The 16,119-nt window shown below is 37.0% G+C and carries 10 protein-coding genes; 9 read left to right on the top strand and 1 reads right to left on the bottom strand.

Annotation, left to right across the window (positions count from 1 at the left end; translation table 11 throughout):
• The first annotated feature begins 40 nt into the window (after positions 1-40).
• The 9 genes from dnaB to FB551_RS17440 all read left to right on the top strand — a co-directional run bounded on the left by dnaB (position 41) and on the right by FB551_RS17440 (position 13,886).
• Positions 41-1,630, top strand: coding sequence for a replicative DNA helicase (gene dnaB, locus FB551_RS17480; protein ID WP_047427293.1), 1,590 nt, complete (start codon positions 41-43; stop codon positions 1,628-1,630).
• Between the two features lie 69 nt (positions 1,631-1,699).
• A complete protein-coding gene (rnhA, locus tag FB551_RS17475; RefSeq protein WP_047427291.1) occupies positions 1,700-2,176 on the top strand; it encodes a ribonuclease HI in 477 nt (158 codons plus the stop codon).
• A gap of 165 nt (positions 2,177-2,341) precedes the next feature.
• The gene (locus FB551_RS17470) at positions 2,342-4,600 is read left to right on the top strand and encodes a T9SS type B sorting domain-containing protein (RefSeq protein ID WP_142018402.1); all 2,259 of its coding nucleotides are present in this window, start codon (positions 2,342-2,344) and stop codon (positions 4,598-4,600) included.
• Between the two features lie 138 nt (positions 4,601-4,738).
• The gene (locus FB551_RS17465; RefSeq protein WP_142018401.1) at positions 4,739-6,997 is read left to right on the top strand and encodes a T9SS type B sorting domain-containing protein; all 2,259 of its coding nucleotides are present in this window, start codon (positions 4,739-4,741) and stop codon (positions 6,995-6,997) included.
• Between the two features lie 122 nt (positions 6,998-7,119).
• On the top strand, positions 7,120-7,746 hold the full coding sequence (locus FB551_RS17460; protein ID WP_142018400.1) for an NAD(P)H-dependent oxidoreductase: 627 nt from the start codon (positions 7,120-7,122) through the stop codon (positions 7,744-7,746).
• A gap of 31 nt (positions 7,747-7,777) precedes the next feature.
• Positions 7,778-9,349, top strand: a complete 1,572-nt coding sequence (gene nadB, locus FB551_RS17455; RefSeq protein WP_142018399.1) for an L-aspartate oxidase — start codon at positions 7,778-7,780, stop codon at positions 9,347-9,349.
• A 14-nt stretch (positions 9,350-9,363) separates the two neighbouring features.
• Positions 9,364-10,224 (top strand): carboxylating nicotinate-nucleotide diphosphorylase, encoded by an 861-nt coding sequence (gene nadC, locus FB551_RS17450; protein ID WP_142018398.1) that lies wholly within the window; start codon positions 9,364-9,366, stop codon positions 10,222-10,224.
• A 208-nt stretch (positions 10,225-10,432) separates the two neighbouring features.
• Positions 10,433-13,075 carry a TonB-dependent receptor gene (locus FB551_RS17445; protein WP_142018397.1) on the top strand — a complete coding sequence of 881 codons (2,643 nt, stop codon included), beginning with the start codon at positions 10,433-10,435 and terminating at the stop codon, positions 13,073-13,075.
• A 70-nt stretch (positions 13,076-13,145) separates the two neighbouring features.
• A complete protein-coding gene (locus FB551_RS17440; protein ID WP_047427276.1) occupies positions 13,146-13,886 on the top strand; it encodes a nucleotidyltransferase domain-containing protein in 741 nt (246 codons plus the stop codon).
• Positions 13,887-13,913: 27 nt separating this feature from the next.
• On the opposite strand, the gene FB551_RS17435 is transcribed toward FB551_RS17440, so the two are convergent.
• A complete protein-coding gene (locus tag FB551_RS17435; protein ID WP_142018396.1) occupies positions 13,914-16,115 on the bottom strand; it encodes a peptidase domain-containing ABC transporter in 2,202 nt (733 codons plus the stop codon).
• Positions 16,116-16,119: the final 4 nt, after the last annotated feature.

The raw sequence follows: 16,119 nt of genomic DNA, 5'->3' as shown, positions 1-16,119 counted from the left end.
CTATTTTTTTATTATTTTTTAAATAAACTATCTTTGCACCATGGCGCAGAAAGAAACATTATCATCCCTGACACACGGAAACTTTGCAAGAGAATTGTCTATTGCGGATGGAAAAATGCCTCCCAATGCAGTAGATTTTGAAAGACTGGTTATCGGAACTTTTTTGATTGACAAAAAAGGACTTGACCATTCCATTGACCTTCTTACTCCAGAGGTATTTTATGATCCCAGACATCAGGTCATCTTTTCTACTATCCTAAAATTGTATGAAGGTAACCACCCGGTAGACCTAATGACAATCATTCAGGATTTAAAAAAAGAAGATAAACTGAGTCAGGCAGGTGGTGATCATTACATTATTGATCTTACCATGGGAGTAAGTTCTTCTGCCCATATCGAATATCATGTACGTGTTATTCTTGAAAAGTATATTTTAAGAAGCCTTATTAACGTTTCTGCCAATGTTATTGATTCTTCCTACAAGGAATCAACAGATGTTTTTGAACTTCTGGATAAAGCGGAACAATCTTTCTTTGAGATCACCAACGGAACCATTAAGAAAGGATTTGATACTGCCAACTCATTGGTAAAACAAGCCATTGATACCATTAAATCTCTAAAAGACAAACAAGGGCTTTCCGGAGTTCCTTCAGGATTCAGAGATGTGGATAAGGAAACCGGTGGATGGCAGAATTCTGACCTTATCATTATTGCAGCCCGTCCGGCGATGGGTAAAACAGCATTTCTTCTTTCGATGGCAAGAAATATTGCGGTAGGACACAAAATCCCTATGGCTCTTTTCTCACTCGAGATGGCCTCCGTACAGCTTATCACCAGAATGATTGCTTCTGAAACAAGAATCTCGTCAGAGAAACTAAGAAAAGGAACCCTGGATGACGAAGAATGGCAAAGACTATTCTCCAATGTATCTGAACTGGAGAATGCTCCTTTATATATCGATGAAACCCCTTCCCTTTCCATATTCGACTTCCGTGCAAAATGCCGAAGATTGGTGATGCAGCATGGAGTAAGACTGATCATGGTCGACTACCTTCAGCTGATGACAGCAGGTAGCAGCAGCGGAAAAGGAGTTGGAAACCGTGAACAGGAGATTTCCATGATTTCACGTTCATTAAAAGCAATTGCAAAAGAACTTAACGTACCGGTGATTGCTCTTTCGCAGCTTTCGAGAAGTGTAGAAGCCCGTCCGGGAAAAAGACCTCAGCTTTCAGACCTGAGGGAATCCGGAGCAATCGAGCAGGATGCAGATATTGTATCTTTCATCTTCAGACCGGAGTATTATAAAATTACAGTTTGGGATAATGATGAGGAAGGACAGGAAACCTCTACAGAAAACCAGGCCGAACTGATTATTGCAAAACACAGAAATGGTGCTACGGCAGATGTCAGATTATCATTCTTAAAACATTTTGCAAAATTCGGTGATATCGAAGCTGCGCTTGATGGTGGGGCCGGAGGAGGATATCCTTCCAACTTCGGAGAGCCAAGTGGATTTGACAAGATCAAAACAACGATTCAGCCAGGAGCAGCATTTGACCTTCCGGACAGTTCAAAACTTTCAGGATCTTCAATGAATGATTTTGATGATGATGATGACTTCCCTTTTTAGGCGAAGACTAAAGTTCAGATCCATTCAGTTTCATTGTACAGTCAATACATCAATTTTTAAAAAGCAGATTTGAGAATCGAAATTTATACGGACGGAGCGTGCAGCGGAAATCCCGGGAAAGGCGGATATGGAATTCTCATGCGCGTTCCTGAAAAAAACTATCAGAAAACATTTTCAAAAGGTTTTCGTAAAACCACCAACAACAGAATGGAGCTTCTGGCTGTCATTACTGCGTTGGAAAAACTGAAATCCACAGAAAATGAAATCCACGTGTACACAGACAGCAAATACGTATCTGATGCGATCAACCAAAACTGGATTGCCGGATGGATAAAAAGGGGTTGGAAAAATGTAAAGAACCCTGATCTCTGGAAAAAATTTGTTGAACTTTACAACAAACACACCCCTAAAATGCATTGGGTAAAGGGACATGCAGGACACTTTGAAAACGAACTTTGCGATAAATTAGCGGTAGCAGCAGCCAGTTCTCCGAATCTTGAAATTGATACGTATTTTGAGAGTTTGGATAACAATTCTTTATTTTAATTTAATTAATGCAAATACGTATTACCTACTATAATATTCAGCATTATATCATAATTAGCAGTATTTTTTTAAAATATTATTAAAATTTAAGCGAAATTAACATTAAATACACATTATTTAATTGGGATTTAATATCTTTACATATTAATCTAAGTCCCATTATAAATGAATAAAAATCTATTATTGTATTTATCTGTTTTTTTACTCTGTATAGCTGGGAAGTCCTTTGCTCAGACGTATCAGCTTATTGGAAACCCAGTGAACACTACCGGATGGACAATGGTTTCTCCCACTCAGGTAAACACAGATTTTATTCAGCTTACCCCGGATACCAACAACCAGTCCGGCTCTATCAGGCTGAATGACCCAATCAATTTAAAATATTGTGACAAATGGAGAGTGGAATTTGATTTCAGAATGGACTCCAACCAAACCTCTAACGGGGATGGAATTGCCTTCTGGTATCTTGCCAATCCTCCGGTAGCCAGCGTATTAGGCTCAGGCCTTGGAGTATCTCAAAATGCAGTTGGTCTTGTGGTAGGACTTGACACTTACAACAATACCACAACGGCTACCATGAGTAAGGTACACGTTGGCTATGGGCTGGTTCAAAACACCACTGACAACAATAATGTCGAATTTTTTAATGTTCCCGGAAGTTCTTTCCACTCCCCGGATCTGAATACTACACAACCTTTCCAGGGAACAACTTTCAAACATGTGGAAGTAACGGCACAGGTAGATCCTGCAGCTCCTACCAGCTGGATTATAAAAATAACAATAGATGGGAATGTAATTTGCAATCAGTCTTTTGCGCCTTCAGGTGCTGCTGCTGCAATGACTGTAGGATATTTTGGTTTTTCAGCTTCTACAGGAGGTGCAAGATCAAGACATTCCATTAAAAATGTAAAAATTTATACGGATAAAGTTCCAATTTTACAGAATTCAGCAACACAGTCATTCTGTCCTAATCCTACAACAGGATACGGGTCTGTAAACCTGACTTCTTTCAATTCGCAATTTGTCAACAACCCTTCCAATTATACATTTACCTATTTTCCATTTGGAAGTTCTACACCTATTGCTACTCCAGCCAATTATCAGTTCAATGCCAATACAACAGTTACAGTTGTTATTAAAGATAATGCAGGATTGCTCTGTGACAACCCGGATGGTAAAATTTTACTCGACCTTGCCCCTTTCAAAGCGGAAGATAAGACGATTACAGTATGTAATAATAACAAAGCCGGAACAGCAGCCTTCAACCTGAATACAGCAGCTGTAACCAATGTTTTAGGTGTTACAAAAAAATATTATAAAACTTTAGCAGACCTCAATGCAGATACGAATGAGATTCAAAATCCTGACAATTATATATCTGCTCCCGGAGTCGTTTATGTAAAAGTAACCACTCCTCTGGGATGTACAGGTTCAGCAAAAATTACATTGGCATTCTATCCTGACACTCCTGTAAAAGAAGCCACCCTGAGATCATGTTTCATTGAAAATAATATTACGAGTGCCATTTTTAATTTGACAACTGCAGATGTTACAACTTTAGGAGCAGGCGCTGCCAAAAAGTACTACACATCCATCGCAAATGCTTTGGACGGCATCAATGAAATTATGAATCCGCTTCAGTATTTATCCATAAGTACTGCAGTATATGCAAAGGTAACAGACGCCAACGGATGCTTTAATATTGCTAAGATCAACCTTATTGTATTACCTCCTGTAACATCTTCTGTTTTAAAAGACAAAACCATTTGTATTGGAGAAAAAACAGATTTGGATGCAGGATCTGGATTTGATGGTTACGAATGGAGTACAGGAGCAACAACCTCATCTATTAAAGATGTAGGTGTTGGCACTTATTGGGTAAAACTGAAAACCGGAAACTGTATCACTACACAGATTGTTAATGTAAAAGCATCTGCAAATCCTGTCATCTCCAGCATTGATATTGACAACAACACCATTACTGTCAATGTAGCGGGAGGAACTCCTCCATATCAATACTCTCTGGACGGAGTCAATTGGCAGCCGGGTAATATATTCACAGGATTAGCAAGAGGAGAAGTAAGAGTGTATGTAAAAGATTTTTATAACTGTACACCTGTTGAAGTTCAGATTACCGTTCCTAATCTAGTTAACGCTATCACTCCAAACGGCGACAACGTAAATGATTTCATTGATTATTCAGCACTGGCTTACAAGAAAAATCTGATATTCATTGTGTATGACAGATATGGCAACAAACTATATGAAGCCGGAAAAATGAGAAACTTTACCTGGGATGGAACTGCTTCCGGTAAAAAAGTACTTACAGGGACTTACTGGTACACCATTTCATGGAACGAAAATAATAAAGACAATACTGAAACGAAATACTCAGGCTGGGTATTAGTTAAAAACAGAGAATAATTTACTATCGGAAACTACCTCATTTGGGGTAGTTTCTGTATTAAAAAAAAGGATTTGCTCAAGAAGAGATTGAGACCAGATATTACTGTCTCACTATAATTTAAAGATAAAAAACAATAACATCATAATCCATCCACTATGAAAAAAAATATACTCATTTTTTTACTAACTATCTTATTATGCTTGCCGGGAAGGTTTCTTTCACAAACCTATCAACTTACCGGAAACCCTGTAAATACGACGGGCTGGGATCTTGTCTCTGATGCTATAGTAAGCGGAGACTTTGTAAGACTGACAACCGATCAGACCAGCAGATACGGGGCTGTAAAATTATCCACTCCTATCACTCTAAGCTATTGTGATAAGTGGAAAGTGGAATTCGATTTCAGAATTGACGGAAACGGAACCACACAGTTTGGAAAAGGAGACGGCTTCACCTTCTGGTATCTGGCCAACCCACCAACAGGATTTGTATCAGGAGGAGGATTGGGTATTCCAGCTAATGCTTCCGGGCTTATGGTTGGTTTTGATATCTTCAACAATACTACCGAAGGCCAGATGAGTAAAGTTCACATTCTTTACGGTACAAATAATACAGCAGGTAACAACATTGAATTCAACACCACTCCTGGAAGCACATTCCATTCGCCGGATCTTATCGCTACTCAGCCGTTTGTAGGAGACACCTACAGACATGTGGAAGTAAATGGTGAAACAGACCTTACCAACCCGACAAACTGGATCATCAAAGTAAGAATCAACGGTGTCCTTATCGTAGATCAGTCTTTTGCTCCTTCCGGAGGAGCTGTGGGAATGTCACAAGGGTATTTTGGTTTCTCTGCCGCAACCGGTGGTGCCAGTGCAAGACATTCTATTAAAGATGTTAAGGTGTATGTAGATAAAGTTCCTATTTTAAGTAATACCATAAGTCCGTTCGTTTGTACAAATCCAGCTACCGGAAATGGTACAGTAGACCTTACTTCTTATAATTCTCAATTTGTAAATAATCCGGGGAATTATATTTTCACTTATTATGTATTGGGGAGCTCTACTCCTATTGCCAATCCCACAAGTTTCCAATATTCTGGAAATACAACTATTAAAGTGGTTGTGAAAGATCCTACATCTACTCTTTGTGATAATGGCGACGGTGTTATTCAGCTTAATCCTACTCCATTTGCAGCAACGGATGCCAGTCTTAGCGGATGTAATAACAACAATGCCGGAACAGCAACGTTTGACCTCAATACGGCTGCTGTAACAACTGTTGCCGGAGTAACCAAAGAATTCTACCCTACCTTATACGATCTGAATAACGGTACGAATCAAATAACAAATCCTTCTGCCTATGCTTCTGCAGCAGCAACAATATATGTAAAAGTAACCACACCTCAGGGTTGCGTAAGTACTTCTAAAATCACACTGAATATTTACCCTGTCGTAGTTGTTAATGACGTTGAAATAAAATCCTGCTTCATTGAAACTAACCCATCTACGGCCTCTTTTAATCTTACAGGAGCTGTAGTTTCCCAGGGTGGACTTACGAAAGAATACTATCCATCCCTGACAGATGCTATCAGTGGAACTAATGCAATCGCAACTCCGACAGCATACATCGCTCCTAATGGTGTTGTTTATATTAAAGTTTTTAATGGAAACGGATGCTATTCCATCGCTAAAGTTACATTAACAGTAATACCTCCTGTTTATTCAAGAACTTTACTTGACAAGACCATCTGTATTGAAAACACTACAACATTAGATGCCGGAGCAGGTTTCAAAAGCTACGAATGGAGCACAGGAGCTACCACACAGTCTATCAAAAATGTAGGAGTAGGAACTTACTGGGTAAAACTTAAAACCGGAGATTGTATTGTGACACAAAAAGTAACAGTATATCCCTCAGACAATCCGGTTATCACTACTGTTGACATTTCGGGAAGTACAGTAACAGTATATGCCAATGGCGGAACTCCTCCTTACCAGTATTCAATGGATAATATCAACTGGCAGGACTCCAATGTATTTACCAATATTGCAAGAGGAGAAGCTAAAGTATATGTAAGAGATGGCTATAACTGTGTACCTGTTGAAGTCAATATCACAGTCCCTAATCTTATCAACATCATTACACCTAACGATGACGGAATCAATGATTTTGTTGATTACTCTGCACTGGCCAACAAACAAAATCTGGAAATAGCCATCTTCGACAGATATGGTTATAAGATGTTCCAGGCAGATAAAACCAATGGCTATAAATGGGCAGGAACTACCAATGGACATAAAAAAGTCCCTACAGGAAACTATTGGTATTCTGTTTCATGGAATGAAAATAATAAAAACAGTACTCCGATAAAATTCTCAGGTTGGATTGTTGTAAAAAACAGAGAATAATTACACTTTCCATCACATCAAAAGAATCACCCCGCCAGTCGGGGTGATTTTTTTGTAAGAACAGGGAGGAGATATTTCATTTTAAAGACTCTTTATTCATATTCAATTCTTAAATTTGTCCTATGAATTATTTGGAAGCTTTAAGCAGAAGATATTCTGTAAAAAAATTCAATCATCAGATTATTCCTCAGGAAACTCTTCACAACATTCTTGAGTCAGGAAAGCTGTCTGCCAGTTCGCTGGGACTTCAGCCCTATAAAATTGTGGTTGTTGAAAGCGAGGAGATGAGACAGAAATTAATTCCTGCTTTTTATAATCCTTCTCAGATTTCCACTTGTTCTCATCTTATCGTTATTATTTCAAAAAAAATTATAGAAGAGAACTATATCCGAGGTTATTTTAATCATATTTCTGAAGTAAGAGATACTCCTATGGAAACGCTGGACCCTTTCAGAAATAGCATAAATCAGCATATTAACCAGAAAACACATGATGAAATTTTCAACTGGGCAGAAAAACAGTCTTATATAGTATTGGCCAATCTTATGTATGCTGCTGCTATTGAAAACATAGACTCCTGCCCCATGGAAGGCTTCCGTCAGTATCTCATTGAAGAAATTCTGAATATAGATCCTGAAACAGAAAAAGTAACTGTTACCCTCGCTTTAGGTTACCGTTCTGAAGAAGATCACTTCCAGCACATGAAAAAAGTAAGAAAACCAAACGAAAAATTGTTTAAATTTATTTAATATTTTAAACGATTGTACCTAAAGCCAGCATATGATAAAAGCGGATGTATTAGTAATCGGTTCCGGCATTTCCGGACTTTCCTATGCCATTAAAGTTTCTGAGCAGCACCCTGATGCCAAAATCATTATTGTAACCAAATCTGATGAAGGCGAAAGCAACACCAAATATGCACAAGGTGGTCTCGCTGTTGTTACTGATTTTCAGAATGACAATTTTCAAAAACATATTGACGATACCATGCGTGCCGGCGACGGAGAAAACAAACGCGATGTTGTAGAAATGGTGGTAAGAGAAGCTCCAGCGAGATTCAATGAAATTGTAGAATGGGGCGCCCAGTTCGATATGAAGAATGGTAAGTTTGCTTTAGGCAGAGAAGGAGGCCACACTGAAAACAGAATCGTCCATCATAAAGATATCACAGGTTTTGAAATTGAAAGAGCTTTGCTGGAAACAGCCAATAGCAGCCCGAATATTGAAATTCTTGATCATCATTACGTTATTGATATTATTACACAGCACCATGTTCCCGGAAAAGAGCTCAATGAAGGAGACATCCATTGCTATGGCGCCTATATTCTGGATGAAAATTCCAAAACCATCAAAAAAATCACTTCTAAAATAACACTGGTTGCCACAGGAGGTGCCGGACATGTTTATAAAAACACCACCAATCCTACGATTGCTACAGGAGACGGAATTGCCTTTGTAGCCCGTGCTAAAGGAAAGGTTTCCAATATGCAGTATTACCAGTTCCACCCGACAGCTTTGTACAGCAAAATGGATGGAATGTTGTTTTTAATTTCAGAAGCAGTTCGTGGAGATGGAGCAAAATTAAGAACCAAAAGGGGTGAAAAATTCATGCATAAATATGATGAACGTGAAGAATTAGCCTCAAGAGATATCGTTGCAAGAGCCATCGACGCCGAAATGAAAATTACCGGAGACGAATTTGTCGGTTTAGACTGCAAAGAAATGAACCATGAAAAGTTCTTAGAACATTTCCCTAATATTTATAAAAAATGTAAAAACGAAGGAATTGACCCTTTCACTCAACTGATTCCTGTTGTACCAGCCTGCCACTATCTAATGGGCGGGATCGAAGTAGACCGAGACGGACAGTCTTCCATCAGAAATCTTTTTGCTGTAGGAGAATGCACCAACTCCGGACTTCACGGCGCCAACAGACTTGCTTCCAATTCATTGCTTGAAGGCTTGGTTTTCGGACACAATGCTGCTATGAAAACAGTAGAACTTCTGAATGAAAACAGTTTCAACTTTGATGATCTGAAAGCCGTTCCGGAATGGAATGAAGAGGGAATGAAAATCATGGATGAAATGGTCATCGTCAGTTATCTTAGAAAACAACTTCAGGAAATGATGAGCGACCTGGTAGGTATTGTAAGAAGCAACAAACGTCTGAATATGGCATTGCAAAAATATCAGGAGATTGCAGCCGCTGTAGATGAAATCTACCACTACTCTATTCTTTCGCCGCAATTATCGGAATTAAGAAACCTAACAACTGTTGCCCATCTCATCATTACCCAATCCATGGAAATGACAGAGAACAAGGGAGCATTTTATAATAAAGATTTGGTTTAAAAAGAAATCACACAATGAAAAGACCAGCATACGTAACAGATAAAGCATTAAAGACATTTATAAAAAACGCACTTGAGGAAGATATTCAGGATGGGGATCACTCTACCCTATCTACTATTCCACAGGATCTTGTACAAAGTGCTAAGCTTTTGGTGAAACAGGACTGTATTCTTGCAGGTGTTGAATTGGCAGAAATCATTTTCAAGACTTTTGACAAAAATCTGAAAGTGGAAGTTTTCATTAAAGATGGAACTCCCTGCAAATTCGGAGACATTGCCCTTACTGTTACAGGTAGTGCAAGATCCATCCTTTCTACGGAAAGATTTGTTCTTAACTGTATGCAGAGAATGAGTGGTATTGCCACCTTAACCCATGAATGGGATTCCAGATTAGTAGGTACAAAAACTAAACTTTTAGATACAAGAAAAACAACTCCTAACTTCAGAATGTGTGAAAAATGGGCGGTTGCTATTGGCGGCGGAACCAATCACAGATATGGTCTTTATGATATGATTATGCTAAAGGACAATCATATTGATTACAACGGAAGCATAACCAATGCCGTGGCAATGGCAAAAGATTACGTTAAAAAAAATAAGAAAAAGTTAAAGATAGAGGTTGAAACCAGAAACCTTGAAGAAGTTCAGGAAGCCATCAATGCAAAGGTCGACAGAATCATGCTTGATAATATGGATGTAAAAACGATGAAGGAGGCTGTAAAAATGATCAATGGTTCTTGTGAATCTGAAGCTTCAGGAGGAATTACCCGCGATATGCTGAAAGAAATTGCATCCACAGGCGTTACCTATATCTCTGTAGGAGCCCTTACGCACTCTGCTGAGAATATAGATCTGAGTCTCAAAGCAGTGAAATAGCGTTGAATTTTTAACAAAAACACCACCACTTTGTTAAAAATTCAATAACATGACTTTTTTCATACTAAAATTCAATTTTTAGCCATAATATTGATTTTTAACAGGTTAACATTATTAAGACTTATTAAAAATTAACATTGAGTTAATAATAGTTAAATTTTATTTTGCGAATTTTGCAGAAAATTAAATCTAATTATTACTAACGATTATGAAATTAATCAACAAATCGATACTAACTGCGGTTATTACATTATCTACAGCTAGTGTTTATTACGCTCAACAAGTTCAGGACACAGTACAAAAGTCCAAAGATATTGACGAGGTAATCTTAAGAGGTGTTACGGATATCGCTAAAGATAGAAAGACACCTGTTGCTGTTTCTACTATTAAATCTGCACAGATTGTAGAAAGACTAGGTAACCAGGAATTTCCAGAGATTTTAAAAACTACTCCTTCTGTATATGTAACAAGAGGTGGTGGAGGTCTTGGTGATGGATCACTAAGAATTAGAGGATTTGATACTAAAAATACGGCTGTAATGGTTAACGGTATGCCTGTTAACGATATGGAAGGAGGTACAGTATATTGGTCTAACTGGCAAGGGCTAAGCGATGTAACTACATTTATGCAGATGCAAAGAGGGCTTGGGGCATCTAAATTGGCAATTGCTTCTGTAGGAGGAACTATTAATATGCTTACAAAAGCCGCTGATGCAAAACAAGGTGGTAACGTAACTCTTGGGGTAGGTAATAATGGGTTTTTAAAAACTTTATTTTCTTATAATACTGGTAAAAACCAGAATGGCTGGTCTACATCATTTTTAATGAGTAGAACCTCTACTAACGGTTATATTGACGGAGGTAAGGGAGAAGCTTATAATTATTATTTCGCTTTAGGTTACAAACCTAATGAAACTCATGAACTTCAGTTTACTTTTACCGGAGCTCCACAATGGCATGAGCAAAACTTTCAGTCTCCTATATCAGCCTTTCTAAAATATGGTAAAGACGGAAACCCTAATAGAAGATACAACCCAAATTGGGGATATCTTAATGGACAAGAGTTTTCAACAAACAGGAACTGGTATAGTAAACCTGTTGCCATGCTAAACTGGGACTGGAATATGAACTCAAAATCTAAGTTATCTACAGTATTGTATGGTTCTTGGGGTAGAGGTGGTGGAACTGGAATGCTTGGTTCAATCAATGGTAAAAATACAAATTACGCAGACAATTCCCCATTAAGAGATGCTAATGGAATTATTCGATGGGATGATATCGTAAAATGGAATCAAGGTGGATCTGTTCCTGATTTTGGCGCAAATAAAACTGCTACTAATGGAGAAATTGGGATTAATACATCTAATAATGGACTTACCAGAAGAGCTAGTGTAAACTCACATAACTGGTATGGGGTCTTGACTAATTTCCAGCACAAAATCAATGATAACTGGAATTTCTCAGTTGGTTTTGATGGAAGATATTATTATGGATACCACCCGGGATATGTAACTGATTTCTTAGGGGCTTCAGGTTACCAGGAAAAAGGAAATCTAAATTACCCAGGGGGATATATTGTAAGAGATTCTTTCAATGCTGTTCCTTCTGCTAATCCATTCGCAAAAGCTACTAAAGGTGATACCCAATATGCATATAGAAACTTTGATGGAGAAGTATTGTGGGGAGGCTTCTTTGGACAGTTAGAGTATTCAACTGAGAAATTCTCTGCTTATGTTCAGGGATCAGCATCAGAACAAGGTTTCCAAAGAATTGATAACTGGATTGTTGATGGTGTAACAGTTAAAAACGGACAAATCCAAAATACTAAAACAGGTTTCAAATATCTTTTCGGATATAATGCAAAAGGGGGAGTAAACTACAATATTGACCAGAATCACAATATTTTCGGTAATATTGGTTACTACGAAAGACAACCTAACAACTATGGAGTCTATCCTAGTAATAACCAAAATCTTAACCCTAATCTAACCAATGAGAAGGTGATGAGTGGAGAACTAGGATATGGTTATAGAAGCTCCAAACTTACTATGAATGTGAATCTTTATTATACTTCGTGGAAAGACAGATTTCAAAGATTTACAAACCTTCCTAACTTAACCGATGTTAACGGAAAGCCTGTGTCCCGTCCTTATGCTAATATGGATGGCATACAAGAGGTTCATATGGGAGTGGAATTTGAAGGTGCTTATAAAATCACTAATTACATTACTCTTAATGGTATGCTATCTATTGGTGACTGGAAATATAAAGGTAATGCAACGGGTGAGATTTTTGATGAAAATGACCAACCTGTACAGTTAGCGGCCGGACAAAGCAATAGAAGAACTTTTGCATTAGATAAAGTAAAAGTTTCAGATGCAGCTCAAACAACAGCTTCTGTTGGAGTAACGGTAAATCCTGTAAAAAATCTTTCGGTGTATGGTACATGGACTTATGCTGACAGATACTACGGAGGTGTAAGCTTTAATCAGGATTATTTAGTAGGACCAAATGGAGAAGTAACTGATGCTGCAAAAAAGGGTGCATTAAAGTATCCTAGCTTTAGTCTTTTCGATGTAGGTACATCATATACTTTAAAATTAAAAGATCAAAAGCAAAGTTTTGTTTTTGGAGTTAATGTATATAACTTGTTTGACAGATATTATATTTCTGATGCCAGAACTTCCGTTCATACAAAACAACTGTCTGACTTTAAAGATAATGCATCTGCAACTGCACAACAACAATTTGATGCTTATCAAAACACTCTTTATAAAGGTATAGATCCTTCAAACCAAGTGTATTTTGGGGCTGGAATTACCTGGTCAGCATCTATTGCATTTAAATTCTAATATTTTGATATATTAACATAAAAACCCGCCAATGGCGGGTTTTTATTTTTTATATTTATAAAAAATAAATATGGACATAGTTCTTACCGAATTTATCGAACATTGGAAATCCAAAGACTATGTAATTGGAATCGTCTTAACTGGTAGCCATGCATTGGGATTGCAAAATGAAAATTCAGACATCGACATCAGAATTATATTTGATACTACCCAAAAAACAACACTGAAAGGCATAAAAAATAAAATTTCATACTTCGCTGAAAGTATTGACTCTGTAAAGAAAAGAATGCAACAGGACTATGCACGTAATATGAAATTCGAAGCCAGGCTTTTTAGTATCGGAAAGATATTATACAAAAAAAATGACACAGTCGATGAATTGATCATCATTGCTCACAAGTTTATGAATACACCTTTCAGGAATACTCAACATCACAGAGATGCTATCATATTAAAAATGTATTCGCTTTCAGTTAACTATAATTATCTGATTCAGAATGAATCTTCAAAACTCTATACTTATAATTACATGAGCTTTTTGAAGAATGCTTTACATACCTATTCGTGGTTTATGAGCTATGAATTATTTATTGATATAAAAACAGATTTGATCCTAAATAATCCTAATTACAGAAGGACCAACTTATGGCAGGATTATCCGGATAAAACTTTCATTCAAATCTGGATAGACTGTATAGAAGGTGAGTACAATAATGAGAATATTAGAAAAATTTATAATTATCTTCAATCACAAATGATACAAATTGAAGGGAGAGATTTCGAAGTAGTGCGGGAGGAAAATATCTTTTAATTTACGATTAAAAAATAACTATGCGTACTAGTTTCCTAGCTCCAATTGATTTTTAACAAGTTGATAGTAAGCACCTTTTAAACCAACTAATTCCATATGGGTACCTTCTTCTATAACTTTCCCCTGATCCAGGACAATAATTTTATCTGCATGTTTCACTGTGGATAAGCGGTGTGCAACAATGACAGCTGTACGCCCTTTAAAAAATTGTTCAAGATTATCAATTATCGTTCTTTCATTATTTGCATCTAAAGCACTGGTCGCTTCATCAAAAAATATATATTCCGGAGATTTATAGACAGCCCGCGCAATAAACAAGCGCTGTTTCTGCCCGCCACTTATCCCCATCCCCTCATTACCAATCTTAGTGTTATAAGTTAATGGAAGACCTTCTATAAACTCTTTAATATTTGCAATATGTACAGCATGTCTTAATCTTGCTTTATCTATATCATCATCACCTACAGCAATGTTATCTGCAATCGTGTCATTGAAAATATAACCGTCCTGCATGACTACACCTATATGATCTCGCCACATTGTGGGAGAAATATTTTTAAAATTCTGGTTTCCCAATTTAATATCTCCTTGGGTAGGCTCATAAAATTTCAATAATAATTTAATCAGTGTAGTCTTACCACTCCCACTAACCCCAACAATTGCCGTTGTTTTCTGATAGGGAATTACCAGATTCAGGTTCTCAAAAACATTTTGATTTGATCCTGTATATCTAAAACTTAGATTATGTACAAGCAGGTCTCCTCCAGATATTTCTGGAATATATTGGGATCCGGCAGTTTCTTCTTCATCTTTCTCATGAATCTCATTAAGTCTTTCTAATGAAATACTGGCATCCTGTAATTGTTTAATAAAGCCTATAACCTGGCCTATGGGGCCATTTAACTGTCCTATGATATACTGTATGGACATCATCATTCCCAATGTAATATTACCGTCAATGACCAATTTTGCTGAAAGAAAACTAATAATCATATCTTTTATCTGATTGATAAATCCACCACCAATAGACTGCCACTGATCCAAAGCAAGACTCTCTATTCTTAGCCTAAATATTTTTACCTGTAATGATTCCCAAGCCCATCTCTTTTTCTTTTCTGCATTTTGCATTTTAATCTCCTGCATACCATTAATCAACTCAATAACCTTACTCTGAGTCTGCGATACTTGAGAGAAGTTTTTATAATCCAGATCTTTTCGCTTTTTCAGGAAAAAAAGAATCCACATTGAATAGAATGTAGCTCCCACTAAAAATACTAGAAACAATCTATAATCATAAAATAGCAAGATAATACTGTAAACAAAAAAGTTAACAATGGAAAACAATGTACTCAATGCAGAACCAGTAAGTAACTGCTCTATCCTTGAGTGATCTCCAATCCTCTGCATAATATCTCCTGTCATTCTGGTATCGAAAAAACTGATAGGCAATTTCATTAGTTTGATAAAGAAATCTGAAACTAATGAAATATTAATTCGCGTACTTAAATGGAGTAAAATCCAGCTTCTGACGACATCAATTCCCATCCTTCCGAGATACAGCATAAACTGAGCAATTAGTACAAGATAAATAAAATTAATATCTTTATTCTGAATCCCAACATCCACAATGCTTTGCGTAAGAAAAGGAAGGATCAGAGAAAGCAAACTTCCTGCAAGCAGACCTACCGCTAACTGAATAATTAGTGATTTATATTTAATTGCATAGCGACTAAGAAATCTTAGATTAAGTTTTTTTCCTTCATCATCCCATTCTTTATTATAAAAAGCCGGAGTAGTTTCTACAACCAAAGCAATACCCTCTTTTAAGGTTTCATCGGCATTATTTCCGATCCAGTGTTTTATAAATTCATCTTTCTTATAGGTGACATGTCCATGAGCTGGATCAGATACATAAATCAAATAATCTTTCGATTTCTTTTTAATTTCATATACTACTACAAAATGTTTTTTGTCCCAATGAACAATACAGGGTAACGGGATAGCCCTTGAAAGAAGATCAAAATTTATTTTTACACCATTGGTTTTAAATCCAATCTTTTCCGCAGCGTTACTTAAATTTAATAAACTGCTCCCTATTCTTGTTGTTTCGGAAAGCATTCTTATATGCTGTAAATCAACTAACTTACCATAATATTTGCTAATAATACGCAAGCATGTTGGACCACAATCCTTAGCGTCGGGCTGGCGATAAAAGGGGAATTTTTTCACAATG

Origin of the sequence: Chryseobacterium aquifrigidense (assembly GCF_006716485.1) — a bacterium.
GTDB lineage: Bacteria > Bacteroidota > Bacteroidia > Flavobacteriales > Weeksellaceae > Chryseobacterium > Chryseobacterium vietnamense.
Note: the sequence above shows the minus strand (reverse complement) of the source record. Positions and strands in the feature narration are given on the sequence as shown.

Bases quoted from the DNA above. Each gene is read 5' to 3' on its own strand.
- nadC (WP_142018398.1), top strand. From the start codon at position 9,364: ATGAAAAGACCAGCATACGTAACAGATAAAGCATTAAAGACATTTATA.
- nadB (WP_142018399.1), top strand. From the start codon at position 7,778: ATGATAAAAGCGGATGTATTAGTAATCGGTTCCGGCATTTCCGGACTT.
- FB551_RS17470 (WP_142018402.1), top strand. From the start codon at position 2,342: ATGAATAAAAATCTATTATTGTATTTATCTGTTTTTTTACTCTGTATA.
- FB551_RS17440 (WP_047427276.1), top strand. From the start codon at position 13,146: ATGGACATAGTTCTTACCGAATTTATCGAACATTGGAAATCCAAAGAC.
- dnaB (WP_047427293.1), top strand. From the start codon at position 41: ATGGCGCAGAAAGAAACATTATCATCCCTGACACACGGAAACTTTGCA.
- FB551_RS17465 (WP_142018401.1), top strand. From the start codon at position 4,739: ATGAAAAAAAATATACTCATTTTTTTACTAACTATCTTATTATGCTTG.
- FB551_RS17445 (WP_142018397.1), top strand. From the start codon at position 10,433: ATGAAATTAATCAACAAATCGATACTAACTGCGGTTATTACATTATCT.
- FB551_RS17460 (WP_142018400.1), top strand. From the start codon at position 7,120: ATGAATTATTTGGAAGCTTTAAGCAGAAGATATTCTGTAAAAAAATTC.